This window comes from Nonomuraea endophytica, assembly GCF_014203235.1.
In the GTDB taxonomy this organism is placed as follows: Bacteria; Actinomycetota; Actinomycetes; order Streptosporangiales; family Streptosporangiaceae; genus Nonomuraea; species Nonomuraea endophytica.
Window position 1 is genome coordinate 426,154 of sequence record NZ_JACHIN010000003.1, and the last position, 24,187, is coordinate 450,340.

Consider the following 24,187-nt stretch of genomic DNA (forward strand, 5'->3'; position numbering starts at 1 on the left):
ACCTCTCGGGCCTCCTCCACCTCTCGGGCCGCCTGTACCCCCCGAACTGGCTCCGCCCCTGTCTCCCCGGCTGACACCGCCCGTGGTGCCCGAGTCGGCTCCGATCGTGCTTACCGGGCTGGCACCGGCCTGGCCTTCCGGGCCGGCTCTGACCTGCTCTTCGGCGCCGGTGTTGACCAGGTTTCCCGGGGCGGCTCTGACCTGCTCTTCGGGGCCGGAGCTGACCTGACTTTCCGGGGTGGCGCTGACCTGGCGTTCGGGGTTGGCTCTGATCTTGCCTTCCGGGGTGGCGATCCTGAGGCGTGGCCCGCGGCCGATCCCGCACTGCGGGCTGCCGTGGCCTCGTTGTTCCCCGGGGGCGTCGATCCTGAGCGGTGGCGGCCCTGGCAGGCGCTGGCCGCCATGCACCTGATCGCCTCTGCCTACTGAGCCGCGTCGTCAGATGGCGGCCTGGAAGGTGCTCGCCCGTACGCCTGCCAGCAGACCGGCCGTGTGCTCATTGGTGAAGCGGCGGGCGGGGTCGTGGTGCAGCAGGCCCTCCAGCAGCGGGCGGAGGATTCCGGCGCGGCGGGGGGTCGGGAAGCTGCCGGTGCGGGCCATGGCGAGAACGGTCGCGGCGTCCTGGCCCGGGTAGGGCGGCTGGCCCTCAAGGGCGCTGTACAGGGTCGCGCCGAAGGACCACATGTCGGCCTCTTTGGTGGCGGCGCCGCCGTACAGGCGCTCGGGAGCCATGAACGCGGGGGTGCCGCGCAGACGGCGGGACGTCGTCGTGCGGATGTCGCCCTCGGCGGTCGCGATGCCGAAGTCCGTGAGCACCACGCGGTCGCCGGTGAGCATCACGTTCGCCGGTTTGATGTCGCGATGCAGAACGCCCGCCTGATGCGCGGTACGCAGGGCGGCGAGCAGGTGCTGCCCGATCGCGGCGACGCTCTGGGCGGGCAGCGTGCCCACCTGGGAGAGCAACTGGTGCAGGGAGAGGCCGTCAAGGTACTCCATGACGATCCAGAGCTTGCCGCTCTTCTCGATCAGGTCATGGACCGTGACGATGTTGGGGTGCGTCAGTCCGGCGGCCATGCGGGCTTCCCGCAGCACTCGCCTGCGCACCACCTCGGCCTCACCGGCCAGCGTCAGCTCCTTGAGGGCAACCTCTCGATGGAGGAGCTGATCGAAGGCCCGCCAGACGACTCCCATACCCCCACGACCGGCCTCCTCGCTGAGGAGGTACCGTCCGCCGATCTCCCGCATGCCATCCCCTCGTTGCTCCGGGGCAATCATGTCATCTCAGCGCAAGCCATAGGGTACCTAACGTGATCTGGTTATGTCGGGAATAGTCAAGGTCCAGCTCAACCCCCCGGAAATTAGATCCACCACCCGACACGCCCCCAACCCCCAAAGCCCCCACAACCCGACACCCCACCCCCAAACCCCCACCCACAAGGCCTCGACACCCTCCACCCCCACCCCCACCCCCACCCACCCACCGCGCGCCACCCTCCCCGCCACGCGCCACCTCCTCCGGCGTGCGCCCCACTCCTCCGGCGTGCGACCCTCTCCACCGCGCGCCGCCCACTCCTCCGGCGTGCGACCCTCTCCACCGCGCGCCGCCCACTCGACCCGCGTGCCACCCTCTCCACCGCGCGCCGCCCACTCGACCCGCGTGCCACCCTCCCCGCCGCGTCGCCACTCCGCCGCGCGTCGCCGCTCGACCGCGTGCCGCCCACTCGACCCGCGTGCCACCCTCTCCACGGCGTGCCACCGTCTCCACCGCCTCGCCCTCTCCACCGCGTGCCACACACTCGACCGGGGCCGTCGTGCCGTCTCGTTGCGCCCACCGGAGCGCCCACCCCTGCTCCCGTGTCACCCGCTTGTCAGGACGCCCACTCCGTCGCCGTGCCTATGGCGAGTTGGCGGGGTTGGCGGGGTGAGGAGGTGGCGGGGTGGGGTGGTGGGTTAGGGGTGGGGGGTTGAGGGGGTGAAGGCGGGGATTGCGCGGGCGATCAGGGCTACGGCGGTCAGGCAGATGGCTACGGAGGCGATGAAGACTGAGAGCAGGCCCCAGGTCTCGCCCATCAGACCGGCCACTCCCGCGCCGATGGGCATGCCGCCCATACCTATCAGTCGGTAGGCGGAGTTGACGCGGCCGAGCAGGCCCTCGGGGATGATCCGCTGGCGGGTCGAGATGACGATCACGTTGGACCAGGTGTTGGTGGCGCCCCACAGGACCGCCACGGGGAACAGTACGGCCGGGTGCGGGGTCAGGATGGGGGCTGCCAGTAGCAGGCTGCTCGCCAGCCAGGAACCCACCAGCGTCCGTCCCTCGCCGCCCCATCGGATCACCTGGTCGCTCACGAACGATCCGCCCACCGCGCCGACGGCGAAGGTGGTCATCATCAGGCCGTACGCGGCGGGTGAGAGTTCCATGCGCGATCCCGGGCCGACGACCCACAGCACGAACACGGCGAAGAAGGCGGCGTTGCCCAGGTTCAGCATCCCGCTGGAGATCGCCAGCAACCTCAGGAACCTGTGCGCCCACAGGTACCGCAGGCCCTCGGCGACGTCACCCATCAGACTCCGCCTGTGCGGCCCTGGCCCACCGCCGGCCCCGGACGGCTCGGGATCCGAGGGAGCGGCGCCCTCCGGATCGGGCCCGGCGTGTCCGGGCGAACCGGCCGGGTCGGGGGTGCTCGAACAGGCCGGGTCGGGGGTGCTGGCCGGGCGGGCTTCGGTGGTGTGGGACGCGTCCGTGTGGGCCTTGGCGTGGGTGACGGTGGTGGCGGGCTGGGAAGAGCTCGTGGTGGTGGCAAGCGTGTTCGTGGGGGTCACCGCGGGGGCGGCGGTGGTGGCGGGGGTGAGGGTGGTTGTGGGGGTGGAGGTCACTGCGGGGGTGGGGCGGTAGGTGCCGCGCATGCCCAGGAGCAGGAGGCCGGCGGCGCCGTACAGGATGCCGGGGGCGCCGAGGATGGCGGGTGGGAGGAGTGTGACCAGGACGCCCGCCAGCGGAGAGCCGATGAAGTCGTTGCCGACCGTCTGGGCGCCCACGATGCGGCCGTTCGCCCAGGCCAGGCGGTCGGATGGGACGGTCATCGGCAGGACGGACTGGGCTGAGGTGTCGGCGAAGACCTCGGCCATTCCGGACAGGAGTACGACGGCCAGCAGGATCCAGAGCGACAACGTGCCGGACCAGGCGAAGGCGGCGACGGCGACCAGCAGGGCGGCGCGGAAGGCGTTGGCGAGGACCATGATGCGGCGCCGGTCCTGGCGGTCGGCCACGGCCCCGGCGGGCAGGGCGAGCAGGAGCCAGGGCAGCGTGGTGGCGACTCCGGCGAGGGCGACCTCCGCGGGGGAGCGGGTCAGGGTGACGGCCAGCAGGGGGGTGCCGACCTTGAGCACGCCGTCGGCGAGGTTCGACAGCGCCGACGACGACCACAGAAACCTGAACGAACGCATCCCGCCCCCGCTAGTGTGTAAGGAAAACTGTGCATGTGTTTCTTTGCAAAGATAGGTTTGCACGCTGATGGCAGGCAAGCGGTTTTCGAAGAGGACGCTCGATGTGAACGCCATGAAGTCGTTCGCCCACCCTCTGCGACTGCGGCTGTATGAACTGCTGGAGGAGCTCGGCCCCTCCACCGCCACCCAGCTGTCCGGCCGCGTCGGCGAGAACACCGGTTCCACCAGCTACCACCTGCGCGAACTGGCCAGGCACGGGATGATCGAGGTGGCCGAGGGGCTGGGGAAGGGCAAGGAGAAGTACTGGCGGGTGACCCCCGGCGGCTTCGGCTACGGCACCCCCGAGGACGCCGCCGACAGCGAGACGCTCGGGGTCATCCGCGTTCTCCTCCAGGATCTGGTACGGCAACGCGGCGCCGAACTGGAGCGCTGGCTCACCGAGGAACCCGGCACCCCGAGGGAGTGGGTGGAGGCCAGCGGCCTGTCCCGCCGTTCGCTGAGGCTGACGACCGAGGAGAGCATCGCCATGCGCGACGCCGTCATGGAGGTGATCGAGCCCTACCGCGTGGTGTCGGACGAGCGCGGACCCGATCATCCGGACACCTCCCGGGTCATCGTGCACTTCGACGTCTTTCCCACGGGGGCCGGGTAGAGTGTGCGCGGACATTCATGCCATAACTGGAGGCCGCGTGGTATCCGACGAGGCTCTCCGTTATCCGCCGGGTTCGCTCGTGATTTTCACCGGGCTGCCGGGCGCCGGAAAGAGCACCCTGCTGACCCGTCTCTACGGCCTGACCGGCGACGAGCACGAGCCCGTCGCCATCGGCCCGGTCCGGGTGATCGACTCGCGCCAGTCGCGTAACCGGTGGGGGCGAAGGCTGTCGTGGGCGCCCAAGCCGGTGCGGACGTTCGTGGTCTACGTGGGGCACGTGTCGCGGATCGGGCGTGAACTGGCCGCCGGGCACTCCGTGGTCGCGCACAACCGGGGCGCCTGGCCGCATGTCCTGCATGGGTTCGCGTGGCTGGCCAGGCGGCGCGGCCGGCCGTTCCATCTGATCCTCTTGGACGTGGACCCGCGCACGGCGCTGGAAGGGCAGCACGCGCGCGGCCGGGTGGTGCCCGCCGCGACGTTCGACCGGCACAGCCGTCGCTGGCGGCGGCTGCTCGCCCAGGTCCAGGGCGGTTCGCCGGCGCCGGCGGCGAGCGCGACCGTGCTGGACCGCGCGGGGGCCGACGCCCTGCGCGCCCTGGTGTTCGAGGACGTTCCGACGGTGGTGGACACCGGCTCGTAGCCGGGTTCAGTCGTGCCGGGGGATGCCGGAGACCTCGTGGTCGGCGTGGAACAGGGCCTCGTGGATCAGCGCGCGCACGTGGGCGTCGCGCGCCCGGTAGAGGACCCGGCGGCCGTCCCTGCGGGTCTCGACCAGGCCCGCCAGGCGCAGCTTCGCCAGGTGCTGCGAGACCGACGGCCTCGGCACGTCCACGGCCTCGGCCAGGGACCCCACGTCGTACTCGCCCGATGACAGCAGCCACATGAGGCGTAGCCGCGTGCCGTCGCTGAGCATGCGGAACGCCTCGACGGCCGCCTTCACCTGCTCGGCGGTCGGTTCGGGTGCGCGCATGACTCCCTATGCTCCCCGTGGGCCCCGCCGCTGGCAAACCCGCGCGCCGCCTGAGGCAGTAGGTTCGCTGTATGTCCGCGCCCTTACCCGAGCTGGTGCCGCCCGACGAGCCGCTGGCCCTGCTGCTGAGCTGCCCGCCCGCGCTGCTCGACACCAGCCTCGACCAGCTCAGGACGCTGGCCGTGGTCCGGCGGACGGGCTCGGCCCTGCAGGCGGCGCGGCTGCTCGGCAGGGAGCAGTCCAGCGTGCAGAAGCAGCTCGACAGCCTCAACCGCACCTACCAGGCGCTCTGCGGCGAGGTCCTGGTCAGCAAGCGCGGCAGGGGCAAGGACTTCGTCTTCACCCCCACCGGCGAGACCCTGGTCGAACGGGCGCAGGAGGTGCTGGCCGAGCTGATGGACGACGTGCACGCCCGCCGCAGGCGCATCGGCACGACGCTGACCGTCGGCACGACCGAGTTCACGCTGTGGATCCTGTCGCGGGCGTGGGAGCGGGTGGCGCCGGAGTTCACCCGGCGCGGCGTGGAGTTCCGGCTCGTGCACGTGCGCACCAAGGACTTCTGGCCGCGCCTGGACGAGGGCCGGGTGGACCTGCTGTGCGGCAGCGTCGTCACCCCGGTCGGCGCGCCCGCCGCCCACGACGCCTACGACGTGCTGGAATGGCGCCGCGGCAGCCCCGTCCTGCTGACCAACCTGCCGCCCGAGGACCTGCCCGGCCCCTCCGCGCCGGTCAGCGCGCTCGCCAAACTGCCGCTGGTCGTGCCGGGGAGCGGGCTGATCGCCGACTTCCTGACGCGCTGGTTCGGGCCGGCGTTCCGTGAGCGCCTCACGATCGCCGCCGAGATCGAGGATGTCCAGTACGGCCTCGCCCTGCTGCGCTCCCGCCTGGCCAGAGGCTGCATGATCGTCACCCGCACGCTGGCCAGACGCGTCGCGGAAGGCGGATCGCTACGCGTCGTCGACCTGGTGCACGACGTCGAGCCCAAGGTCGAGATGGTCTCCGCGGTGTTCACCAGGAAGGGCGAACGCGAACGCTACGCCCCGGACCACCCGCTGAACCTCCTGTGGGAGGCCCTGCGCGAGGAGACCGCCGAGACCGGGCACCCGTCAGTTCGTTAGCGCCGCCAGCCTGCGGCTCGTCTCGTACGCCTGCTGAGCCCCGGTGTCGTCGCCGTGCCGGGCGCGCACGTGCCCGATCTGCTCGGCCGCCTCCACCACGTCGCGCGCCAGGTCGCCAGCCACCTCCAGCACCCAGCCGAACGCCCCCTCCGCCTGCGCCGGGTCCCGATGCAGCACCCACAGCAGGCAGGCGGCGGCCGGGAAGGCGTCGCGGGCCGTGCGGGGGACGGTGCGCCAGGCGGCTTCGGCCGCGTCGAGGTCGCCATGCCGTACGGCCAGCACCCCGAACAGCACCCAAGCCCTGGGCTCCAGCTCGGCCCGTCCCGCCTCGTTCAGCCGGGCGATGCCCACCTCGGCGCCCTGCCTGCCCGACTCGATGGAGAACAGGAACCCGACATACGCCGCGCCCCACGGCGCGTGCAGCGGATGGCCGCTGTCCATGGCCAGCTCGAACTCGCGCAGCGCCGCCTCGGGTTCGCCCTCCGCCAGCAGGTGCGCGCCCCTGGCGACGGAGTCGGCCGGGTCGAGGAGGCTGAGCCGTTCCAGCATGTCGTGGGCCTTGGCCTGGTCCTCGGGCCCGCCCACCCGTACGGCCAGCCGCCAGGCGGTCTCGGCAGCCTGGAGATCGCCCTCCCTGGTCTCCAGGATGCCGAGGTTCACCGCGGCCTTCCCGCTGAACATCGGCTGCCCCAAGGCCACCGCGTCCTGGTACGCGCGCCGTGCGCCGGCGGCGTCGCCGTTCTCCTCCAGCAGGGTGGCGAGGTTGAACAGCCCGCCCGCGGCCGCCATCGGGTCGGAACCGGCGGCGACGCGGCGCAACTCGGCGAGACCCGCGTCGAGGTCGCCCAGCTCGCGCGCGAGCAGCACCCCGATGTTGACCGCCGCCATGGAGGCCGCCCAGCCCTCGCCCCGCTGCGCCTGCCTGAGCACGGCGATCGCCCGGTCGTGCTGCCCCCGGCCGCTGAGGATGGACGACAGGTCGACCGCCGCCATCGGGCCGTAGCGGGGGTGCCCGGTGGCGATCGCGCGCTCCAGCGCCGGCACGGCCCGGTCGGGCTCGCCCGCCAGCGCCAGCGCCGAGCCCAGGTAGGCGAAGCCCTCCGCAGCCAGGTCGGGGATCGGCGACTCCGTGGCCTGCTCGAACGCGTGGCCCGCCGCCCGCAGGTCGCCCTCCGCGACCCACATGCGGCCGCGCGCGAGCGCCGCGAGGCCGACCACCTCCTCGGCCGTGGCGGGGCTGGTGCGCGGTTCGACGTCGTGGCGGGCGAGCACCTCGAAGTTCTCGCGCGCGGTCATCGCGACCCGCTCGGCGCCGTGGTCGGCGGCGTGGCGCCAGGCGGCCTGGGCGGCGCCCATGTCCGCGTCGATGAGCACGTCGCCGATGCGCAGCGCCGCGTGCGGGGCGAGGTCGGGCTCGCCGCCCTCCACGATCAGCGAGAACCAGTCGAGCGCGTCGGCGTCGTCGCCCTCGGCGAACAGCGTCTCCGCGCACTCGGCGAGCATCTCGGCGCTCTGCCGGTCGCCGGACATGGAGGCGGCCATGGTCAGGATCACGATGTTGAGACCGCTGTCCGGCGGCAGCTGGGGGACCCTGCCGATTTTTCGCGTCAATGCCTTGCCTTTCCTGCGCTCCGATCAAGAACAGAGTGCTTTCTACCAAGAGGCATGAAGGAAATGGCTGGATTTAGCGGTAATTATCGGAGGATCATTCGGGGTTATCTGCTGGACATTTCTCCTAGTCAGCGGCGTGACCGCCGCACCCAGAGACGCCCACCCGGGCATGCCACCTGGGGATCGCGGGTGAGCGGGCGAGGGGTTGTCAGGTGGGGCGTTTCAGCAGGGTGGGGGTGAGGCCGGGGGCGGGCATGGCGGGGTCGAGGGGGTGGATGGGGCGGGTCAGGCGGGTGTAGGGGAGCGCGGTCAGGTCCTGGCTCACGCCGCCGGGTGTGAGGGCGAGGATCGAGGCGGCGGCGGCGCGGTGCAGGTCGGGTTCCAGGTAGCCGATCTTGATGGCGGTCAGGTCGTGCTGCCACGGGTCGAGGTTCAGGTCGGTGAGGTCCTTCACGAGGTGGTACGGCTTGCGCCGCGTGGTCAGGACCGCGTAGACGCCTCCGGACCTCACCGCGGCCAGGTCGCCGCCTACCGGGTCGGCGCGGCGTACCGCGTGGACGGTGCCCTTCAGGGGCACGGGTGGGTCGCCGGAAAAGACGCCGCCTATCTGCAAGGTCACCTCGCCGCCGACGCCGGCCGTCATGCAGACGGCCACGGCCGGCGGGTCCACGCAGGATGCCCAGATCGCGGTCTTGCCGCCGTCGGTCAGCGCGGGGGTGGAGAGGAGGTCGGACAGGAAGAAGGACGCGTCGCCGGAGCCGCCGGCCGTGGGGTTGTCGCCGGAGTCGCTGATGAAGAACGGGCGCTGTGGCAAGGACAAGGCTTGTTCGATGGCGGCGCGGGGTGGCAGGGCGGGCATCGCGAAGGCGAAGTCGTCGCGGGAGCGCCACAGGGCTTCGGCGAGTTCGGTGGTGGCGGTGGTGACGGCCTCCGGGGAGGTGCCGGTGGTCAGGACGTTGACGCTGGAGCGCGGGGCGTCGGCCCAGGCGTAGCCGATCCAGATCGAGGCGTCCAGGACGCCGGGGCGTCGCTCGATCTCCGGCAGGCGGGCGTAGATCGCGGCGGCCGGGTCCAGGCGGGTGCTGGTGCGTTCGCCGGGCAGCAGCAGCGGCAGCCGTACCCAGGAACGGACCACGTCCAGGTCCTCGGTCAGCGCGCGGACGAGCAGGCGGCAGGCGCGCTCGCGCGTCTCCTCGACGTCGACGTGCGGGGCGGTGCGGTAGGCGGTGGGCAGGTCGACGAGTTCGGCGAAGCGGCGCGACACCTGGCCGTGCAGGTCCATGGAGGCGGCGATCGGCGCGGCGGGGCCGACGACGTCCCTGATCGCGGCGGCGAGACCGGCCTCGGCGTCGTCGCGGCCCTCGACGTGCATCGCGCCGTGCAGGTCGAGATAGACGCCGTCGAACGGCCCCGCCGTCCACAGCCCGGCGAGCAGTTCGGACTCCAGCCGTTCGTACGCCTCCCGGGTGACCTGGCCGCCCGGCAGCGCCCGCGCCACCAGGATCGGGACGAACTCCACCCGGCCCCCCGACTCAGGCCACCGCCCAGAGTCCTGACAAAGAAACGGATAACGCGAAAAATCGTGCCAAAGGATGAAGTCGTCATAGCCCGTGCGGTGCGCGCTGAACGTGCTCGACTCCGTCCCGATGCCGCAGATCGCCACGCGCCTAGTCACGGGTGTGGTCACGGTAGACCTCCAGTTCCCCGTCCAGACGGACCTCCAGCACCGTGCACAGCGGATCGAGGTCGGAGTCGGCCAGGTAGACGTACTCCCATCCGGGCACCTCGTGCAGCCCGCCGAACCGCTCGTGCCGCAGCTCCGCGCCGCCGCCCAGCACGCGCACCGAGCTGACCTTGTTACGCACCCCGCGCAGCACCACGAACTCGTTGGGCCGGTCGAACACGAACAGATACAGCGTCCGCCGGTCGGCCGAGACCGTGCTGGCCCCGTTGAAGTGGCCGGGCGGCAGCCCGCGTCCCGTCGGGTAGATCGCCTCGGCACGCGGCCGGATCCAGGCGCCCAGCTCCCGCAGCCGCGAGGACTGCTCGGGGGTGATCGTCCCGTCCGCGCGCGGTCCCACGTCGAGCAGCAGGTTGCCGCCGCCGCCGATGGTCTCGGCGAAGATCCGGACGAGCTGCCGCACCGACTTGTGGTTGGTGTCGTGCCCCTGGTGGCCCCACGAGTCGTTGATCGTCAGGCACAGCTCCCAGGGCCCGGCCGGCGGCTCGATCGGCACGCCCTGCTCGGGCGTGGCGTAGTCGCCCTCACCCTGCATCCGCCCGTTGATCACGACCTTCGGCTGCCGGCCGAGCAGCTCCTCGCGCAGCTCGGTCATCCGCCAGGTCGCCGCGTCGCGCTCCCAGTCACCGTCGAACCACAGCAGGTCGGGCGCGTAGCGCTCCTGGAGCTCCCGCAGCTGCCCCCGGTGGAAGGCCAGGAACCGCTCCCACGCGGCCGGATCCTCCTTCCCCGGCTCCGGGTGGGAGAAGCGGTTGTCGCCGGTGCCCACGCTGGCGTAGTCGGGGTGCGACCAGTCCAGGTGCGAGAAGTACAGCCCGGCGTGCAGCCCGCGCTCGCGCATCGCGCTCACGTACTCGCCGACGAAGTCGCGTTCGGTACGCAGCCCCGACAACGCCGTCGGCCAGAGCGCGAAACCGTCGTGGTGCTTGGCGGTCAGCACCGCGTAACGGGCACCGGCTTCGTCGAACAGATCCGACCACTGCGCCGCGTCGAAGCGGTCGGCGGTGAACCCGTCCACCTGCTTCATGTAGTCGTCGTAACCGACGCGTCCGTCGAAGAAAGACCACGACTCCGCCACGCCGTCGACGGCATAGATGCCCCAGTGGACGAAGATCCCCAGCTTGGCCTGGGGGAACCACGACTGTATCGCCATGACCGGAAATATCGCCTTTCATCGGATGTCTGGGGAACTACTATAGAAGCACCCCTCACCCCGATTTCCGGAGCCTGGTTCCGTTCGGGCACTCTTGCGGGGGAAGAGGTGAGGAAGAGATGCGAAAGATCGCAGTTTTCGGGGCCGGCTACATCGGCCTGGTGACCGCCGCGTGCCTGGCCGAGCTCGGGCACACCGTCGCGGTCCGCGACATCCAGGACGAGCGCATCCGCCTCCTGAAAGCCGGGCGGGTGCCCATCCACGAGCCCGGCCTGGGCGAGCTGATCACGGGCAACGCCGAACGCCTCACCTTCACGCTGAGCGCCGAGGAAGCCCTCGCCGGCACCGAGATCGTGTACGTCTGCGTGGACACCCCGCCGACCGCGGCCGGCGACGCCGACCTGTCGCGCGTCTGGTCGGTGATCGGGTCGCTGAAGGGCGCCGAGCACCTGAAGGCCGTCGTGGTGAAGAGCACGGTCCCGGTCGGCACCGGCGCGAGGGTACGGGCGGTGCTCGACGAGAGCGACCTGGCCCACGTCGGCTACGCCTCCAACCCCGAGTTCACCGCGGAAGGCCAGGCGGTGGCCGACTTCATGCGCCCGGACCGGGTCGTCGTCGGCGCGTCCGACGAGGGCGTGATCCGGCTCGTCACCGAACTGCACGAAGGCGTGGACGGGCCGGTCGAGGTGATGGACGTGGCCTCGGCCGAGATGGTCAAGCTGGCCAGCAACGCCATGCTCATGACCAGGATCAGCTTCATGAACGAGATCGCGGTGCTGTGCGAGCTGACCGGCGCGGACGTGGAGCAGGTCTCCAGGGCGGTCGGGCTGGACCACCGGATCGGCCCGCACTTCCTGCGCGCCGGCATCGGCTGGGGCGGCAGCTGCTTCCCCAAGGACTCCGAGGCGCTGAAGCAGCTCGCCAGCAACACCGGACACCACACTCAGCTGCTGAACGCCGCCATCGAGGTGAACAACCTGCAGAAGCGGCGGGCCATCCAGAAGCTGAAGGACGCGCTCGGCGGGCTCGGCGGCGCCAAGATCGCGGTGCTCGGCATGACGTTCAAGCCGGGCACCGACGACATGCGCGAGGCGCCGAGCACCGTGCTGGCCGCGCGGCTGCTGGCCGAGGGCGCCAAGGTGACGTGCTGGGACCCGCTGGCCCCGGACGGGCAGCCCGAGCCCTGGGCGTCAGCCGTGCGGCATGGCAGCCCGCAGGAGGCGCTGGCCGGTGCGGACGCCGCGATCCTCGCCACCGCCTGGCCCGAGCTGCGCGACGTGCCGTGGGCCGACGTCCGCGACACCATGCGCAGGCCGGTGCTGTTCGACGGCCGCAACCACCTCGACCCGGCCACCATGCGCGCACTCGGCTTCACCTATATGAGCGTCGGACGCCCCTAAGCCCTGAGGCGCCGCACCGCCCCGAACACCAGCGCCGCCGCACCCAGCGCCGCGAGCGCGCCGAGAACCTGCTGCTGGCGGCGGACCCGGCGGCGCACCCGCGCGTACGGGACGGTGGAGAAGGAGATCAGCTCGTAGCGCGAGACGTAGCGGCCGGGCAGCGCCTCCTGCAGGGCGTGCTCGGCCCGCCTGGCCAGCCGGTAGACGGGCGAGGCGACCTTGTCGCGCATCTCGACGAAGTTCGCCAGCGCCATCTCGGCGATCGCCTCGGTGTCGGCCCGCCGCCGCCGCTCGAACGTCGGCAGCGCGCGGGCCCAGTCGTCGCCGGTCTCGTCCAGGCAGCGGTCGAGCACCACGACGTCCTCGAACGCGCAGTTCGCGCCCTGCCCGTAGAAGGGCACGATCGCGTGCGCCGCGTCGCCGATGAGCCCCACACGCCCGCCCGCCTGCCACGGTACGGCCCGCACCGTGCCCAGCCGCCCGACGGGGTTGGCCGCGAAGTCGTCCACCAGATCGGGGATGAGCGGGACCGCGTCCGGATACACCTCGCCGAAGTGCCGGGCGACCGCCTCCGGTGAGCCGAGCGCGTCGAAGTCCTCGTCCGGCCAGAACAGCGTGCACGTGAACGAGTGGTCCGGGTTCGGCAGCGCGATCATCATGGAGGTGCCGCGCGGCCAGATGTGCAGCGCGCCCGGGTCCATCGCGAACTCGCCGTCGCGCGCCGGGATCGTCAGCTCCTTGTAGCCGTGGCCGAGGAAGTCGGTGCGCTCGCGCAGCCCCGCGTGCTCGGCCAGCCGCGCCCGTACGGCGGAGCCCGCCCCGTCGGCGCCCAGCACCACGGCCGCCTTCTCCTCCTGCCCGCCCTCGAAGCGCATGGTCCCGGTGACCGGGTCCAGCCCGGTGAGCCGGTGCTCGAAGCGGACTTCGGCGTGCTGTTCGGCGGCGTTCAGGAGGGCGGCGTTGAGCCGCGCCCGGCTGATCGAGTTGATCGAGCGGAGCCCGTCGGAGCTGTAGAGCTGCAGGTCCAGCTCGCCCCGCACCGGGTGGATCAGCCGGCCGCGCATGGGCAGCGCCTCGGCCATGACCTGCTCCTCCAGGCCGATGCCGCGCAGCGCCGACAGCCCGCGCTCCGACAGCGCGAGGTTGATCGAGCGGCCGCGCTCGGCGCCCTCGGCGCGCGGGTCGGGCCGCCGCTCGTAGAGCGTGACCTGATGCCCGCGCCTGGCCAGGTAGCAGGCGAGCAGGCACCCGGCCAGCCCGGCGCCGACGATCGCGACCTCTTGGGAACCTGCCACGGGAAAACTCCTCACATGAAGGTGCGGGCGGTCCACAGCTCGGGGAAGACGGTCCGCGCCATGCTGCGCTCCAGCCAGACGAGGCCGGCCGAGCCGCCGCTGCCGGCCTTGGCGCCCATGGCCCGCTTCACCGACTGCAGGTGGTGGTAGCGCCAGTCGCCGAAGCGCTGGGCGACCTCGGTGAGCGCCTCGCCGAGCAGGCGCAGGTGGTTGTCGGGGCCGGTGTCGGCGTAGATGGTCACCCAGGCCTGGACGACCTGCTCGGGCTCGTCGGCGAGGCCGCGGCGGCGCAGCAGTTCCAGCGTCTCGTCCCACAGCGAGGGCGCCTCGAAGCTCTCGCGCAGCTCGGCGTGGACCTTGGGCTGGCCGCGGAAGGGGCGCATGAGCTGCTCGGACTTGAGGCCGAGGGTGAACTCCAGGTGCCGGTACATGGCCGACTGGAAGCCGGAGCCCTCGCCGAGCAGGTCGCGGAAGCGGTTGAACTCGGCCGGCGTCATCCAGCGCAGCCCCTGCCAGGAGGCGTTGAGCGCCTCCAGGTGCAGCGCGGACCTGCGCAGCGGGGCCAGCGACGCCCAGACGTCGTCTCCGGCCAGGAGGTCCTGGGCGTGGCGCAGCTCGTAGCGGATCAGCCCGAAGTAGAGCTCCATGACCTGGCTGACCATGAGGAAGGACATCTCGCCCGGGTCATCGCTGAGCGGGGTCTGCAGGGCGTGCAGCGTACTCGCGCGGACATAGCGGTCGTAGGGCGCCTGCCGCTCGAACTCGAGCGTGGGCGCGCCGCCGTTGGCCTGGGCCCGCTCCTGCCGTTGGAGTGCGGTGATCGGGGTGACATCCATGTGGCTCATGATGCCCGCGCGGGCCCCGCGCGTGGAATGACGATCCAACGGCCTTTAGGGTGTTTCACCAGGCGGATGGCGCCTAATTTTGCCTTCTGGGTTTCGGTGGTGAAAGTGGACGAGATGGATTGGCTGCTGTTGCGTGAGCTGCAGGCCGACGCGCGGCTGTCCTTCAGCGAGCTGTCGCGGCGGGTGCACCTGTCGCCGCCCGCGGTGGCCGAGCGGGTGCGGAAGCTGGAGGAGGCCGGGGTGATCGCCGGCTACCGGGCGCACGTGGACCCCCGGGCGGCGGGGCGCGGCGTGGTGGCGCTGGTCACGATGTCCTGCTACGGGCCGGGGTGCGTGCTGCGGCACCCGGACGTGCTGGACTCCTCCGACATCTTCGAGGTGCACCGGGTCACCGGCGGGGCCTGCTGCGTGCTCCGGGTCGCGGTCGCGACGATGACCGACTTCGAGGGGCTGATCGACCGGCTTGCCGGGTACGGCACGCCGAGCAGCTCGATGGTCCTGTCGACCCCGGTCCCCTGGCGAGCCACCCTGCCCCCGAGCTAGCGGGGACGAGTGCGGTAGGTTAGCCTAACCTAAATCCCCCGTGTGATCAGTGGAGTTTGTCGTGGTTGAACCCTTTCGCTTGTTCGATGTGCAGGTGCGGGGGCTGGAGTTGCTCAGCCCGTCGTTCCTGCGCGTGACCTTCACCGGGGAGGACCTCGACCTCTTCGCCGACAACGGGTACGACCAGCGGATCAAACTCATCTTCCCCCTGCCCGGCCACGGCCTGACGCAGTTCCCGACCGGCCCCGACTGGTTCCAGCGCTGGCGGGCCCTGCCCCAGGACCGCTGCAACCCGATGCGCACCTATACGGTCCGCAACGTGCGCCCCGACGTGCGCGAGGTGGACGTGGACGTGGTGCTGCACGGCGACGGCGGCCCCGCCGCGCGCTGGGCCGGCGCCGTCCGGCCCGGCGACGAGATCGCGCTGTTCGGCCCCGACGTCCGCTACGGCGAGCCGCACGGCGGCCTGGAGTTCCGCCCGCCGGAGGGCACCGGCGCCATCCTGATGGCCGGCGACGAGACCGCCGCCCCGGCGATCTGCGCCACCCTGGAGCGACTGCCCGCCGGCACCCGCGGCGAGGCGCTCATCGAGGTGCCGCACACCACCGACTTCCTGCCGGTCGACGCCCCGGGCGAGGTCACCGTCACGTGGCTGGCCCGCGAGGGCGGCGAACACGGCGACAAGCTCATCCCGGCCGTCGAGGCGGCCGCCGGACGCCTGCTTCCCGACCACAAGCCCGCCGACTCCTTCGAGGACATCGACTTTAGCGAAATAGACGTCGACGTCGACGAGCTCTGGGAGGTGCCGGAAGAGCAGGCGGAGGGCCCCCTGTACGCCTGGCTGGCCGGAGAAGCGGCGATGATCAGAGCCCTGCGGCGCCACCTGGTGGCCGAGCGTGGCATGGACAAGCGCGCGGTGGCCTTCATGGGCTACTGGCGCATGGGCAGGGCGGAGAACAACGCGTGAAGCGCATCATCCTGGCGGTCGCCGTCCTCCTGGGCACGGTCGCCTGCGCCCCGGACAACCTGGCCGCCGCCCCGGCCACGAGCGCGCCGGCGGCGAAGGGGTTCACCCCGGTCACCATCGAGCACAAGTACGGCAGCACCACCGTCAAGGCCCCGCCCCAGCGGGTGGTCACCGTCGGCCTCGTCGAGCAGGACGCCCTGCTCGCCCTGGGCGTGGTCCCGGTGGGCACCACCGAGTGGTTCGGCGAGCACCCCGGCGCCGTCGGCCCCTGGGCCAAGGACAAGCTGGGCGGCGCGGCCGTACCCCAGGTGCTGAAGGACACCGGCACCGGACCGCAGGCCGAGAAGATCGCGGCGCTGCGCCCCGACCTGATCATCGGCCTGTACTCCGGGCTGACCAAGGAGCAGTACGCGACGCTGTCGCAGATCGCCCCCACCGTCGCCCAGCCGAAGCAGTACATCGACTACGGCATCCCGTGGCAGGAGCTCACCAGGACGATCGGCTCGATCGTCGGCAAGCCCGCCGAGGCCGACACGATGGTCAAGGGCGTCGAGGCGCGCTTCGAGCAGATCAAGAAGGACAACCCGCCCTTCGCCGGCGCGGGCGCGCTGATGGTCAGCATGTACGAGGGGTACTTCGTCTTCGGCAGCCAGGACCCGCGCAGCCGCCTGCTGGCCTCGCTCGGCTTCCAGCTCCCGCCCGACCTGGACAAGGTGATCGGCGACAAGTTCGGCGCCAACATCAGCCGCGAGCGGCTCGACCTGCTCGACCGGGACGTGCTGATCTGGAGCGTCACCAACGCCGACAAGGACGTGGCCACGCTGCGCGGCGACGGCGTCTACAAGAACCTCAAGGTGGCCAAGGAGGCCCGCGAGGTGTTCGTCGTGGACGGCACCGACTTCGCCGACTCCGCCTCCTTCATCACGGTGCTCAGCCTGCCGTACCTGCTGGACCGGCTGGTTCCCATGCTGTCGGCGGCGGTCGACGGCAAGCCGGAGACCAAGCCAGAACCCTCCTCGTGAGATCGGCCGCGCTGAAGCCCGGCGCGCGCGAACGCGCGGGGCTTCAGCCCGCGGCGCGCCTGGGCCGCGGGGCCATCCTGCTCGGGGTGCCGATCGCCGGGCTCGTGGTGCTGTGCGCGCTGTCGCTGTCGGTCGGCGCGCGGGCGATCCCGCTCGACCAGGTCGTGCAGGCGCTGAGCGGCGGCGAGGTCACCAAGGCCGTCCACGACGTGATCTGGTCGGTACGCGTGCCGCGCACGCTGCTCGGCCTGATGGCGGGGGCGGCGCTCGGCCTGTCCGGCGCGCTCATGCAGGCGCTGACCCGCAACCCGCTCGCCGACCCCGGCATCCTCGGCGTCAGCGCGGGAGCCGCGTTCGCGGTCGTCGTGGCCATCGCCGCGTTCGGCATCGGCTCGCTCTACGGCTACGTCTGGTTCGCCTTCGCCGGCGCGCTCGTCGTCAGCGTCGCCGTCTACGTGCTGGGCGGCCTCGGCCGCGACGGCCTCACCCCGGTGAAGCTGGCACTGGCCGGAGTCGCCGTCACCGTCATGCTCAGCTCGCTGACCAGCGCCATCGTGCTGGCCGACCCCGAGTCGCTGAACCGCTACCGGTTCTGGTCGGCCGGTTCGCTGGCCGGGCAGGGCTCGCAGCTCATGCCGCAGCTGGCGCCGTTCGTCGCGGTGGGCATCGTGCTGGCGCTGGCCTCGGCGCCCGCGCTCAACAGCCTCGCGCTCGGCGACGACGTCGCCGTGGCGCTGGGCCGCCGGGTGGGCCTGGTCAGGCTCCAGGGCGCCGCCGCCGTGACGCTGCTGACGGGCGCCGCGGTCGCGGCGATCGGCCCCGTGGTCTTCGTCGGCCTGGTCATCCCGCACCTGGCCAGGCTGGTCGCCCGCTGGGCCGGTGGGGAGACCGACCACCGGCTGCTGCTGCCGCTGTCGGCGGCGCTCGGCCCCTGCCTGCTGCTGGCCGCCGACGTCGCCGGGCGGATGATCGTCCCGCCGATCGAGGTGCAGGCGGGCATCATCGTCGCGTTCATCGGCGGCCCGATCTTCGTGATCCTGGCCCGCCGCGCCCGTCTCGCGGAGCTCTGATGGCCAACCTCACCGTCCGCCTGCCCGCCCCGCCCGTCTCCTGGCAGGTGCGGATCCGGCTCGTCGCCGTCTGTCTCGGCCTGGCCGTGCTCGCGTTCCTGGCGTTCTGCCTCGGGGTCGGGCTCGGCGACATCCCGCTCGGGCTCGGCGAGGTCGTCGGCGCGCTGTTCGGGCAGGGCGAGCAGGGCCAGCTGTTCGTGGTCTGGCAGCTGCGCCTGCCCAGGGCGCTGGTCGGGCTGATGGCCGGGGCGGCGTTCGGGCTGTCCGGCGCGCTGCTGCAGACCATGACCCGCAACCCGCTGGCCAGCCCCGACATGATCGGCGTCACCCAGGGCGCGGGCGTCGCCGTCGTGGCCGGGATGGTGTTCGGCCTGGACTCCGGTCCCGGCATCCAGGTGCTCGCCTTCGCCGGCGCCGTGGCCGCCGCGCTGCTCACCTACGCGCTCGCGTGGCGGCGCGGCGTCACCGGCTACCGGGTCGTGCTGATCGGCGTCGGGCTGTCGTGGGTGTTCACCAGCGCCACCGAGTACCTGATGGTGATCACCGAGGTCTTCCAGGCGCAGGCCGCGCTCGGCTGGCTGTTCGGCAACCTCAACGGCCGCACCTGGGACCAGGTGACGCCGCTCGCCCTGGCCCTCGCCGTGCTCGCGCCGCTCGCCCTGCTGCTCGGCCGCTCGTCGCGGGCGCTGCAACTGGGCGAGGACGTCGCCGTCGTGCTGGGCACGCCGGTGCAGCGGGCCCGGCTCGCGCTGCTGGCGACGGGCGTGGGGCTGGTCGCCTTCGGCACCGCCGCCGCCGGTCCCATCGCGTTCGTCGCGCTCGCCGCCCCGCAGATCGCCCGCCGCGTCGCCGGTACGGCCTGGCCGCCCCCGCTGGCCTCCGCGCTCACCGGTGCATTCCTGGTGCTCGCGGCGGACCTGGTGGCCAGGCGCGTCATCCCGGACCTGGAACTGCCGGTGGGCGTGGTCACCGGCGTCCTGGGCGCCCCGCTGCTCCTGTGGCTCCTGGCCAGAGCCCGCCGCGCCTGAGGTAGGAGCCCGCTGAGCCGTAGAGCCCGCCACGCCAAAGGGCCCGCCGCGTCTGAGCGGGCCCTCACCGCTAGTCGGCGACCAGGCGGCTGCCGCCGCCGCGCCGCCAGCCGCGGTGGTCGAACTCCCGCTGGCGGCGCACCACGTACGTGCCGGGGGTGAAGCCGGTCGCCCCGTGCTCGGGATGCAGGAGGTAGACCGGCCGGGTACAGCGGAAGACACCCAAAGCCAGGTCCAGGGTGTCGCGGACGTCCCAGGTCCACGCGCAGGCCCCGTCGTCGGCCACGAGCGTGTGCGGATTGCCGCCCGCGGCCCCGCGCAGGACCTCCAGGCCACTGCCGAAGACCTTCGCCCACCGGGCCCCCGGCCGGAACGTGATGGCCACGGCCACCATCGGCATCGGGACGATCAGCAGGTCGCCCTGGGCCTGGAGGCCGTCGATGACCGGGATGGCGACCTGCCGCTCCAGATGGTCCAGGACGGTCAGGCCGGTACGCCGGGACAGGGTGTCGAGGTTCACGGTTTCTCCTTTCATGTGCGCCGGGCCAGCTGGGTGTAGTGGTGGGCGGACAGGCCGTAGGTCCAGGCGGCCGCCGCCACGGGCTCGTCGATGAAGTGCGGGACGCCGAGGCCGTAGCGCCGCCGCCGCCCGTCGCGTTCCTCCGAGCCGTTGACGGCCAGCAGTACTCTCGGACGGCGGCCGAGCGCGGTCGGCGGCAGGTCGTACAGCTCCAGGTCGAAGCCCGGGTTGCCGGGGTCGGGGGCCGAGGCGACCAGGCGCAGCCCGGCCTCCTCGATGTAGCGGCCCCAGCCGAGGCGTTCGATGGCCAGGCGCCTGACCTCCACGTTCGGCTCGGCGGCGATCTTGCCGGGTGTGGGTCCCGTGATGACCCACTCGGGGACGACGAAGCCGTTGAGCGCGTGCACGGACCAGCCGTCCGGGAAGGTGACGGCCGGGCCGTCGTCGTTGTGGAGGCGGCCGTCGCGCAGGCGGATCGACAGCGGGCGCTCGGCGATCACGCAACGATCTTCCAGGGGCCACCACCAGCCGCAGGATCGGGCCAGCTCGGCCCACGGTTCGAGCTGGGCGGCCAGGGCGCCGTAGCGGCTGCCGCCCGCGCGCCGCCAGGCGTCGTAGTGGGCGATCCAGTAGGCGTCGTGCTGGCCGTACCAGGTGAGGCGGTCGGCGAGGGGGAGCGCGAGGCGGATGGGGGTGCACACGCCGTCGCGGACGGTCTCGCGCAGGGGATCGCGTACGGCGGCGTCGAGCGGGTCGGGGCCGCGTGACGACCAGCCGGGGTTCCAGACGTGGCCGACGCGCTCGTCGAGGGCGTGGCGCAGGGTGGAGACGAGGGTCGCGAGGCGTTGCGCGACGGACAGTTCGGCGGCCGAGTCGAGCCTGCCGAAGGCCTGGACGGGGATGCCGCGTGGCACGTGGTCCAGCGCGGCGGCGGGGGAGGCGGTCCATACGAACGCGGGCGCGGGACGGCCGAGCCGCTCGTACAGGGAGGTGATGGCCGCCTGCGCGGTGGGCCGGTCGGCGGGCAGCGTGGACAACGCCCGGACCAGCCATTCATCGTGGATGTCGGCGGCCACCGGCCGCCTCTGCTCACTCACGGAGCGAGGGCGCGCACGCCCTTTCTGTCGACGATCATGTGAGCCAGGATGGCAGGCCGGGCGCGGCCTTCGCAAGTGCCGGTCAGTGCGGGATCACCATCGGCGTGGCCCTGCGCGGGCCGACGGGGACGATCCCCAGCGCGATCGCGGTCTCGGCCGAACCCTGTCCGAGCGTGACCACGCGCTTGGGCTGCTGCGTGATCTTCGCCTGGCCGAGCGCGCTGTCGATGGTGACGGGGAACGCGCCCGCCGCCTGCCCCGCGGCCGGCTGCTCGGCGGCGGGCTTGTCGGCCGAGCGAACCTTGATCCAGGACTGAAGGTGATTTTCCTGACACTTCGGTACGTTGGGATATATGCCTGCTGCCCGTCCCGACGACGTCGCCGCCGCCCCGCCCGTACCCGCCGTCGCCGCCGGGACGCCCGCGCGGCTGGCCTGGCTCGATGCCCTGCGCGGCCTCGGCGCGCTCGCCGTCGTGGGCGAGCACCTGCTGACCTGGGCGATGCCGTGGCTGCGCCCCACGTCCTTCAACCTCGGCATGTACGGCGTGCTCGTCTTCTTCCTGGTCAGCGGCTACATCATCCCGGTGTCCCTGGAACGCAGGGGCGACGTGCGCGCGTTCTGGATCAGCCGTTTCTTCCGCCTGTACCCGCTTTACCTTCTGGTGATCGCGGTGGTGCTGGCGCTGTCGTTCTGGCTGCCGGTGCGCCGGGAGGTGCCACGCGACGCCTCGGCGCTGGCCTCGCACGCCACCATGCTCCTCGACGTGGTGGGCGCCGGAGGCGTGGTCAACACCATGTGGACCCTGTCCTACGAGATGGTCTTCTACCTGCTGGTCGCCGCGCTGTTCGTGGCGGGCGTGCGGGTCGGCCGCGGCGCGCTGTCGGTCGCCTTCGCCGCCGCCGCGATGGCCGCCGGTCTCGTGCTGAGCAACGCGCCGCTGACGGGCGCGTGGCTGTCCTGGGTGTCACTGGCCGTCTTCGGGCTGGGCCTGACCTGCGTCATCACCGGATATTTCCGTACGGCCGCCGCCGTCGCCCTCGGCGTCATGGCCCTCACCCTGCTGCTGACCGCCAGCCCCACGCCGTGGTTCGGGGCGGCGATCCTGTCGGTGATGTTCGCCGGGACCGCCATCCACCGGTGGGAGCGCGGGACCGGGCGGTTGTGGCCGGTGGCCGTGGCCGCGATCCTCGTGGCGCTGACCCCGGTGTGGGCGCTGGACGCGGGGTGGTGGTGGGTGCGGCCGCCGGTGTGGATCACCACGATGGTGCTGGCCGCGGCCACGTTCGCGGGCGGCATGCTCCTGCGCACCCGCCGGGTGCCCGCGCTGCTGGTGTGGCTCGGGGTGATCAGCTACTCGCTCTACCTTCTGCACCTGCCGATCCTGACCGGGGTGATCGCGATCACCGGCGACCTGCGCTGGGCGCCCGCCCCCTTGCAGATCGGGATCAGCCTGCTGTGCCTGCTGCTGATGCTGCCCGCGAGCTGGCTGACCTACCGCTACCTCGAACGCCCCATGCAGTCCTACGCCCGCCGCCTCACCACCCCACATCAGGAAAAGACGGCGGCCAGCTCCGGGACGCGCGCCCGGTAGGCGTCGAGCAGCCGCCGGGCGACGTCCACCGAGTCGACCAGCGGATGCAGCGCCAGCGCCTCGACCGCCAACGCCGAAGAGCCGGTGAGTGCCGCCTCGATCGTCGCCTGTTCCACCGCTTTGACCTGCTGCATCAGGCCCAGGAACCGGCCGGGCAGCGGCCGCGTGGCCAGCGGCTGCACGCCCGCGCCGCTCACCGCGCACGGGATCTCGACCACGGCCTCCGCCGGCAGCCCGGGTACGGCGCTGCCGTTGCGCACATTGAGGATCATCGTGGACGGCTCGCCCCGCGCGATGGCCGCCATGAGCGCCAGCGCGATCCCCTCGTACCCGCCCGCCTGAAGGTCGGCGTCCGCACGCGCGCCGGCCCCGGTCAGGTCGCGGGTGTCGGCCATGTAGCTGGCGTCGCGCTCCCGGCGGGTCTGGGTCCATTCGGTCAGCGCGTCACCGGGGCGCTCGGCCACGGCGGTGTAGAAGCGGTCCTGCTGCAGGACCAGCGACTCGCCACGGGTGTGCTCGGCGGCCCGGGCCGCGGCCACCGACTCGCGGTTGAAGTAGTAGTAGTACAGGTATTCGTTGGGCAGCGCGCCGAGCGTGCGCACCCAGTCGCCGCCGAAGATCCGCGCCTCCTCCACCTGCCGCAGCGCCGCGTCGTCGGCGAGCAGGGCGGGCAGCACGTCGCGGCCCTCGTGGACCAGCCCGCGCAGCCAGCCGAGGTGGTTGAGCCCCACGTAGTCGGGGGAGACGCGGGCGGAGTCCAGGCCGAGCGCCGCCGCGGTCCGCCTGATCAGCCCGATCGGCGAGTCGCAGATGCCGACGACCCGGTCGCCGAGCACGCCGCGCATGGCCTCGGTGATCATCCCGGCCGGGTTGGTGAAGTTGATGACCCAGGCGCGTGGCGCCACCGCCGCCACCCGCTCGGCCACGTGCACGGCCACCGGGATCGTGCGCAGCCCGAACGAGACGCCGCCCGGCCCGGTGGTCTCCTGCCCGAGCAGGCCGAACTCGAGCGCCACCCGCTCGTCGGCCGTGCGCCCCGCCAGCCCGCCCACGCGGATGGCCGAGAAGACGAAGTCGGCGCCGGCCAGCGCGGAGTCCAGGTCGGTGGTGGTGCGCACCCTCGGCGGGCGCTCGTGCCCGGCCGCCAATTGGCCGAGCACGCTCTCGATGGCCGCCAGCCGCCGCTCGGAGACGTCGTGGAGCACCACCTCCTCCACGCGCGGCTTCGCCTGGTCACGCAGGAGCGCGCCGTACACGAGAGGGACCCTGAAGCCCCCGCCGCCGAGAACGGCCAGTTTCATGCGAGTACCACCTCCGCGCCGGCCGCCGCGCAGGCGCGCAGCGTGCTGTCGTCGGCGCCGTCGTTGGTGACGACGACGTCGAGATCCTCTGGCCCGCACACCCGCAACGCGCCGGTGCCGGGAAACTTGTGCCGGTCGGCCAGCAGCACCACCTGCCCGGCCGCCGCGATCATGGCGCGCTTCAGCGGGACCTCGGCGAGCGTCGTGTCGACGATCTGCCCGTCGCGGCGCACCCCGCTCGCGCTGAGGAAGACCCGGTCGGCGACCACCTGCCGCAGCGCCTCCTCCGTGAGCACCCCCACCAGCGAGTGGTACGGCCGGCGCACCATCCCCCCGAGCACCAGCAGCTCCACCTCGGGATCGGCGCGCAGCACGTCGAGCACGGCCAGGCTGGAGGTGACCACGGTGACCCGGCGCCCGCGCAGCTGCCTGGCCAGGCGCATCGTGGTGGTGCCGATGTCGAGCAGGACCACGTCGCCGTCGCGCACGAGCCGCCCGGCGCACACCGCGACCGCCTCCTTGTCGCCCTCGTGGATCGCGGCGACCTGCGCGAACGGCATGTCGGTGTCGGCGTCGACACTGGGCAGCGCGCCCCCGCGCACCCGCTTGAGCGTGCCGTCGCGGTCGAGGACCTCCAGGTCGCGCCGGATGGTGGACGGACTCACACCGAGCTGCCTGGCCAGGTCGTGCACGCTTGTGGCGCCGGACAACCGGACGCGGCGCATGATCTCCTCATGCCGGAGGCGCTGAAGCACGTACGGATCGTATCAGTCATTTTCGCGCATCAGTGAGCACGATTTATCAATGGCCCTTGC

Annotated in this window: 22 protein-coding genes and 1 pseudogene; 10 read left to right on the forward strand and 13 right to left on the reverse strand. The window is 72.3% G+C overall.

Annotation, left to right across the window (positions count from 1 at the left end):
• Positions 1-438 precede the first annotated feature (438 nt).
• Both HNR40_RS13900 and HNR40_RS56230 read right to left on the reverse strand, forming a co-directional pair.
• Entirely contained in the window at positions 439-1,245 is an 807-nt protein-coding gene (locus HNR40_RS13900) for a serine/threonine-protein kinase (protein WP_184961070.1), read from the reverse strand.
• A gap of 705 nt (positions 1,246-1,950) precedes the next feature.
• The gene (locus tag HNR40_RS56230; protein ID WP_281395246.1) at positions 1,951-3,447 is read right to left on the reverse strand and encodes an MFS transporter; all 1,497 of its coding nucleotides are present in this window, start codon (positions 3,445-3,447) and stop codon (positions 1,951-1,953) included.
• A gap of 112 nt (positions 3,448-3,559) precedes the next feature.
• Here HNR40_RS56230 and HNR40_RS13910 point away from each other — a divergent pair, with 112 nt between their 5' ends.
• The gene (locus tag HNR40_RS13910; RefSeq protein WP_246509108.1) at positions 3,560-4,099 is read left to right on the forward strand and encodes a winged helix-turn-helix domain-containing protein; all 540 of its coding nucleotides are present in this window, start codon (positions 3,560-3,562) and stop codon (positions 4,097-4,099) included.
• Positions 4,100-4,136: 37 nt separating this feature from the next.
• On the forward strand, positions 4,137-4,739 hold the full coding sequence (locus tag HNR40_RS13915; RefSeq protein ID WP_184961075.1) for an AAA family ATPase: 603 nt from the start codon (positions 4,137-4,139) through the stop codon (positions 4,737-4,739).
• A 6-nt stretch (positions 4,740-4,745) separates the two neighbouring features.
• Here HNR40_RS13915 and HNR40_RS13920 read toward each other — a convergent pair whose 3' ends face one another.
• Positions 4,746-5,069, reverse strand: a complete 324-nt coding sequence (locus tag HNR40_RS13920; protein WP_184961077.1) for an ArsR/SmtB family transcription factor — start codon at positions 5,067-5,069, stop codon at positions 4,746-4,748.
• Between the two features lie 71 nt (positions 5,070-5,140).
• On the opposite strand from HNR40_RS13920, the gene HNR40_RS13925 reads away from it, so the two are divergent.
• Complete coding sequence (locus HNR40_RS13925; RefSeq protein ID WP_184961079.1) at positions 5,141-6,187, forward strand: LysR family transcriptional regulator; 1,047 nt, start codon at positions 5,141-5,143, stop codon at positions 6,185-6,187.
• On the opposite strand, the gene HNR40_RS13930 is transcribed toward HNR40_RS13925, so the two are convergent.
• The 3 genes from HNR40_RS13930 to HNR40_RS13940 all read right to left on the reverse strand — a co-directional run bounded on the left by HNR40_RS13930 (position 6,176) and on the right by HNR40_RS13940 (position 10,692).
• Entirely contained in the window at positions 6,176-7,798 is a 1,623-nt protein-coding gene (locus HNR40_RS13930; RefSeq protein WP_184961081.1) for a tetratricopeptide repeat protein, read from the reverse strand. The two genes, HNR40_RS13925 and HNR40_RS13930, sit on opposite strands and share 12 nt — an antisense overlap.
• 208 nt (positions 7,799-8,006) lie before the next feature.
• On the reverse strand, positions 8,007-9,485 hold the full coding sequence (locus HNR40_RS57185; protein ID WP_184961083.1) for a M81 family metallopeptidase: 1,479 nt from the start codon (positions 9,483-9,485) through the stop codon (positions 8,007-8,009).
• Positions 9,466-10,692 carry an alpha-L-fucosidase gene (locus tag HNR40_RS13940; RefSeq protein ID WP_184961085.1) on the reverse strand — a complete coding sequence of 409 codons (1,227 nt, stop codon included), beginning with the start codon at positions 10,690-10,692 and terminating at the stop codon, positions 9,466-9,468. Before HNR40_RS13940 ends, HNR40_RS57185 begins: the two co-directional genes overlap by 20 nt.
• Positions 10,693-10,811: 119 nt before the next feature.
• On the opposite strand from HNR40_RS13940, the gene HNR40_RS13945 reads away from it, so the two are divergent.
• Positions 10,812-12,092 (forward strand): UDP-glucose dehydrogenase family protein, encoded by a 1,281-nt coding sequence (locus tag HNR40_RS13945; protein ID WP_184961087.1) that lies wholly within the window; start codon positions 10,812-10,814, stop codon positions 12,090-12,092.
• Here HNR40_RS13945 and HNR40_RS13950 read toward each other — a convergent pair.
• Positions 12,089-13,387, reverse strand: coding sequence for an FAD-dependent oxidoreductase (locus HNR40_RS13950; protein WP_184961089.1), 1,299 nt, complete (start codon positions 13,385-13,387; stop codon positions 12,089-12,091). The two genes, HNR40_RS13945 and HNR40_RS13950, sit on opposite strands and share 4 nt — an antisense overlap.
• An 11-nt stretch (positions 13,388-13,398) precedes the next feature.
• Positions 13,399-14,223, reverse strand: coding sequence for a tryptophan 2,3-dioxygenase (locus HNR40_RS13955; RefSeq protein ID WP_221340307.1), 825 nt, complete (start codon positions 14,221-14,223; stop codon positions 13,399-13,401).
• 123 nt (positions 14,224-14,346) lie between these two features.
• Between HNR40_RS13955 and HNR40_RS13960 the strand changes: the two genes are divergently transcribed.
• From HNR40_RS13960 to HNR40_RS13980, 5 genes are all read left to right on the forward strand, one after another.
• The gene (locus HNR40_RS13960; protein WP_221340401.1) at positions 14,347-14,775 is read left to right on the forward strand and encodes an Lrp/AsnC family transcriptional regulator; all 429 of its coding nucleotides are present in this window, start codon (positions 14,347-14,349) and stop codon (positions 14,773-14,775) included.
• 61 nt (positions 14,776-14,836) lie between these two features.
• A complete protein-coding gene (locus tag HNR40_RS13965) occupies positions 14,837-15,742 on the forward strand; it encodes a siderophore-interacting protein (protein ID WP_184961095.1) in 906 nt (301 codons plus the stop codon).
• Positions 15,739-16,764, forward strand: a complete 1,026-nt coding sequence (locus HNR40_RS13970) for an iron-siderophore ABC transporter substrate-binding protein (protein ID WP_312896338.1) — start codon at positions 15,739-15,741, stop codon at positions 16,762-16,764. The genes HNR40_RS13965 and HNR40_RS13970 overlap by 4 nt, the downstream gene beginning before the upstream one ends.
• Positions 16,761-17,834 (forward strand): FecCD family ABC transporter permease, encoded by a 1,074-nt coding sequence (locus tag HNR40_RS13975; protein ID WP_312896339.1) that lies wholly within the window; start codon positions 16,761-16,763, stop codon positions 17,832-17,834. Before HNR40_RS13970 ends, HNR40_RS13975 begins: the two co-directional genes overlap by 4 nt.
• A complete protein-coding gene (locus HNR40_RS13980; protein WP_184961097.1) occupies positions 17,834-18,862 on the forward strand; it encodes a FecCD family ABC transporter permease in 1,029 nt (342 codons plus the stop codon). Before HNR40_RS13975 ends, HNR40_RS13980 begins: the two co-directional genes overlap by 1 nt.
• 70 nt (positions 18,863-18,932) lie before the next feature.
• Here the strand turns inward: HNR40_RS13980 and HNR40_RS13985 are convergent, their stop codons facing one another.
• The 3 genes and pseudogenes from HNR40_RS13985 to HNR40_RS13995 form a co-directional block, all read right to left on the reverse strand.
• Complete coding sequence (locus HNR40_RS13985) at positions 18,933-19,382, reverse strand: DUF8820 family protein (RefSeq protein ID WP_312896340.1); 450 nt, start codon at positions 19,380-19,382, stop codon at positions 18,933-18,935.
• Positions 19,383-19,393: 11 nt separating this feature from the next.
• Complete coding sequence (locus HNR40_RS13990; RefSeq protein ID WP_184961101.1) at positions 19,394-20,479, reverse strand: DUF6745 domain-containing protein; 1,086 nt, start codon at positions 20,477-20,479, stop codon at positions 19,394-19,396.
• Between the two features lie 118 nt (positions 20,480-20,597).
• Positions 20,598-20,732 (reverse strand): annotated as a pseudogene (locus HNR40_RS13995) (iron-siderophore ABC transporter substrate-binding protein); the annotation flags it as partial.
• Positions 20,733-20,832: 100 nt separating this feature from the next.
• Here HNR40_RS13995 and HNR40_RS14000 point away from each other — a divergent pair.
• Positions 20,833-22,071, forward strand: coding sequence for an acyltransferase family protein (locus HNR40_RS14000; RefSeq protein WP_184961103.1), 1,239 nt, complete (start codon positions 20,833-20,835; stop codon positions 22,069-22,071).
• Here HNR40_RS14000 and HNR40_RS14005 read toward each other — a convergent pair.
• Complete coding sequence (locus tag HNR40_RS14005) at positions 22,029-23,372, reverse strand: 6-phospho-beta-glucosidase (protein WP_184961105.1); 1,344 nt, start codon at positions 23,370-23,372, stop codon at positions 22,029-22,031. The two genes, HNR40_RS14000 and HNR40_RS14005, sit on opposite strands and share 43 nt — an antisense overlap.
• Entirely contained in the window at positions 23,369-24,127 is a 759-nt protein-coding gene (locus HNR40_RS14010) for a DeoR/GlpR family DNA-binding transcription regulator (protein WP_184961107.1), read from the reverse strand. Before HNR40_RS14010 ends, HNR40_RS14005 begins: the two co-directional genes overlap by 4 nt.
• Positions 24,128-24,187 lie beyond the last annotated feature (60 nt).

What these genes read in the sequence shown, in the direction of transcription:
- HNR40_RS13900 (WP_184961070.1), bottom strand. Translation starts at nt 1,245, where the DNA reads ATGCGGGAGATCGGCGGACGGTACCTCCTCAGCGAGGAGGCCGGTCGT.
- HNR40_RS56230 (WP_281395246.1), bottom strand. Translation starts at nt 3,447, where the DNA reads ATGCGTTCGTTCAGGTTTCTGTGGTCGTCGTCGGCGCTGTCGAACCTC.
- HNR40_RS13910 (WP_246509108.1), top strand. Translation starts at nt 3,560, where the DNA reads ATGAAGTCGTTCGCCCACCCTCTGCGACTGCGGCTGTATGAACTGCTG.
- HNR40_RS13920 (WP_184961077.1), bottom strand. Translation starts at nt 5,069, where the DNA reads ATGCGCGCACCCGAACCGACCGCCGAGCAGGTGAAGGCGGCCGTCGAG.
- HNR40_RS13925 (WP_184961079.1), top strand. Translation starts at nt 5,141, where the DNA reads ATGTCCGCGCCCTTACCCGAGCTGGTGCCGCCCGACGAGCCGCTGGCC.
- HNR40_RS13940 (WP_184961085.1), bottom strand. Translation starts at nt 10,692, where the DNA reads ATGGCGATACAGTCGTGGTTCCCCCAGGCCAAGCTGGGGATCTTCGTC.
- HNR40_RS13945 (WP_184961087.1), top strand. Translation starts at nt 10,812, where the DNA reads ATGCGAAAGATCGCAGTTTTCGGGGCCGGCTACATCGGCCTGGTGACC.
- HNR40_RS13955 (WP_221340307.1), bottom strand. Translation starts at nt 14,223, where the DNA reads ATGGATGTCACCCCGATCACCGCACTCCAACGGCAGGAGCGGGCCCAG.
- HNR40_RS13960 (WP_221340401.1), top strand. Translation starts at nt 14,347, where the DNA reads ATGGATTGGCTGCTGTTGCGTGAGCTGCAGGCCGACGCGCGGCTGTCC.
- HNR40_RS13980 (WP_184961097.1), top strand. Translation starts at nt 17,834, where the DNA reads ATGGCCAACCTCACCGTCCGCCTGCCCGCCCCGCCCGTCTCCTGGCAG.
- HNR40_RS14000 (WP_184961103.1), top strand. Translation starts at nt 20,833, where the DNA reads ATGCCTGCTGCCCGTCCCGACGACGTCGCCGCCGCCCCGCCCGTACCC.
- HNR40_RS14005 (WP_184961105.1), bottom strand. Translation starts at nt 23,372, where the DNA reads ATGAAACTGGCCGTTCTCGGCGGCGGGGGCTTCAGGGTCCCTCTCGTG.